We start from the raw sequence: 2,894 nt of genomic DNA on the forward strand, positions 1-2,894 counted from the left end.
TCAAACGTTTCATTCATAATCCGCTCCTTTTTCTTGTCCTTGGAACCAGTATGGACAAGATTTTGAGAGGATAAGCACAGAAGATGAAGAAACTAGTCAGTTATATATAATACCATTACCTAAATCATCACATTTAATTATGATTATTCGAAATAGAAATATTCTTTTTGAAAATTATTGGTTTTGAGGTGGGAATTTTGGCGAAGACAAGGATTCCTCTTTCACTATCACGAATGTTATAACGTGAGGTGATGGTGCTATGACAGATAAAACAGACAGCTCTCAATCTATACATGCCAGCAAGGACGTAGCAGTGTTATTGAAGATCCAGGAGTCTACTTTACGTAAGTACTGTATCATGCTTGAAGAACATGGATATCACTTTCATAAAAATGAGCATGGCCATCGTGGATTCATGGATAACGACGTTATAACACTACGTAAATTAATTGAAATAAAGTCGCACCCTGATATGACATTAAAACAGGCTTGTAACGCAATAATGACATGGATTAAAGAAAAAGATATAGCAGATGTCGATACTGATGTTATAACGCGAAATGAGCAACATGACGAGCGATATAACGAGTTAAAAGAAATGATTCAGCAGCAGAATGGCCTATTAAAGCAAATGGCTAAGAAATTAGATGATCAGCAGCGATATATTGACGAGAGATTAGAGAAACGAGATCAATTACTTATGCAAACAATTAGAGACTCGCAGGAGCAAAAAGCTCTTTTAGAAGCAGCTGCAACGAATAAGAAGTCTTGGTGGAGATTCTGGTGATGAGTCTCTTTTTTATTTAAATAATTATATAACTGTTATATAATTATTTTATAAGTATTAATCATTTGTTGTGAATCTACCAACTTTCAGTTAGAATAAACTCATAAATACATAATTCTTATATAACAGATAGATAATTATTAATTATTTTCTAGGGGGAAATAAAATGACAAAAGTATTTGCAATTGATCATGGGAATGGGGCTGTTAAAATGCGTACAGATGTGTTTAAAAAGACACTTCCATCTATCTATTCATTTGCTTCTAATGTAGGCGAAGCACTATCTGGTGGTAAAATGAAGTTAAAAACATATAAAGTTGACGGCGCTGAATATGTATGGGGCGATGACATCATCAAAGTGAGTAACACTTTGAACACATACGCTCAACAAAATCGTTATAAAACAAATCAATACAAAACATTATCTAAGATTGCTTTAGCTGAAATGGCAGTTAAAACAAACATAAAAAGTTATGATGAAGTTTTAGTTGTGACTGGTGTTCCTAGTCAAGAAATCGGGACAAAAGCAGTTGATGAAATTAAAGAAGTATACCAAGGAGCTCACGAAATTGAAGTGAATGGTAAGAAAGTAACGATTAATGTTGTGGATGTAATCGTTCTTGCTCAACCGGTAGGTACAGTTATGAGCCGTTACTTAGATGAAGATGGTTTTGTAAGTGATGATTCTTATGAAGATATGATTGTAGGTATTATTGATATCGGAACAGGTACAACTGATTTAGATGTAATCTCTATGTTGCGTCGCGAAAAAGAGTCTACTTCTGTTCCAAAAGGAATGCATGATGTATATGAGCCGATTGTTTCTAAAATCAAGAAGGAAACAAGTGCTACTATTAATGATTATAAATTAGAAAAAGTATTTGAAATTGGAGAATATCAAGCTTCTAAACGTATGGATTCAATTGACTTCAATGAAGAGAAATCAGCTTCAATTAAAGAAGTTTATGATTTCATTGTAAATGGTGTAAATAATGCTTGGAAAACATTCGACCGTTTCGATGAAGTACTTGTTTCTGGTGGTGGTGCGAATACGTTCCATCAGTTATTAGAAGAGTGGATTGGTAAAGTAACAAAATTAGAAGAAAGCCAAACGGCAAACGTAGAAGGTTTCTATAGATACGGAAAATTCGAGGTAGGCGAAGAAGATGGCGAATAAGACGTACCTTTTGTCTTATGATGATGTTCTAGATAAGGACATTAAATTATGGTTAGAGTCTTTACCACGTAATCGTAAGGCAGAAATGGTAAGAACAGCTATTAGACAATACATTCATACTAGTGGAACAGCTCCTATTGTTGCACAAGTAATTGAGACGAAAGAAGAACCAAAAAAGAAGAAACGCCCAAAATTAAATCGTGGTGGAAATTTTGAATCTGAATAACTAGTAAAAGCCCTGTTTATACAGGGCTTTTAAACGGTTCTGGTGCAAACTTCAAAATATATGAAATTAGTCTAGTAAACTTGGACATACTGATAGCGATGGGGTCTCGCCAACAGAACGCGAATTTCGTACGCTAAGCATCTAGAATAATAACCTTTTATGGTAAAATTATGAAAAGGATGGTGAGGACAGTGAAGTTGGTGGTTTTATTGGTGATTTGTACGATTGTTGGTTTAATTATTATGATAAGTGGTTATCAAATTCATATTAAAAAACGCTTATCCCTTATTGCTGGATATCAGGAAGAAACTTTTATTGGTGACAAAAATAAACTAGCTAAATTATGCGGTATATTTGCTTACGTAGTAGGAATTGCTACATTTTTACTACCTTTTGTAGCTTTTGAAGAAAGTTTGATTAAATTAACTTAATAAACCTTGATAAAAGAGCAAATAGAAAAAGCGTGTTTTGAAAAAAAAATTGATCAAAAAACGCTTTTTCTATATTCAATTGAATCATCCTTTTATAAAAAAGTTTGATAATTTTTGTGATCCCTGCTCAATTAAAGCGCCTTTTTATTGAACAATTGGTTGAAATTTTATTGTTGAAAATTAATTAAAGACAGGGGTTCTCTAGGATAATCCTAAGTATAAATAATATTGTAAGTCGGTTTGACAACTCCACTAGAGTACTGTTTCATGTCC

General features: G+C 33.2%; 3 protein-coding genes and 1 pseudogene. All 4 read left to right on the forward strand.

Going from position 1 to position 2,894, the window contains the following annotated elements; translation table 11 throughout:
• The first annotated feature begins 259 nt into the window (after positions 1-259).
• The gene (locus MR076_RS25795) at positions 260-787 is read left to right on the forward strand and encodes a DUF3967 domain-containing protein (RefSeq protein ID WP_242225415.1); all 528 of its coding nucleotides are present in this window, start codon (positions 260-262) and stop codon (positions 785-787) included.
• Positions 788-953: 166 nt separating this feature from the next.
• On the forward strand, positions 954-1,964 hold the full coding sequence (locus tag MR076_RS25800) for a ParM/StbA family protein (RefSeq protein ID WP_090999410.1): 1,011 nt from the start codon (positions 954-956) through the stop codon (positions 1,962-1,964).
• Complete coding sequence (locus tag MR076_RS25805; RefSeq protein WP_090999408.1) at positions 1,954-2,190, forward strand: hypothetical protein; 237 nt, start codon at positions 1,954-1,956, stop codon at positions 2,188-2,190. Before MR076_RS25800 ends, MR076_RS25805 begins: the two co-directional genes overlap by 11 nt.
• 179 nt (positions 2,191-2,369) lie before the next feature.
• Positions 2,370-2,585: pseudogene (locus MR076_RS25810) on the forward strand (DUF3784 domain-containing protein); the annotation flags it as partial.
• Positions 2,586-2,894 lie beyond the last annotated feature (309 nt).

This window comes from Bacillus cereus group sp. BfR-BA-01380 (assembly GCF_022663535.1).
GTDB classification, from domain to species: Bacteria; Bacillota; Bacilli; order Bacillales; family Bacillaceae_G; genus Bacillus_A; species Bacillus_A cereus_BB.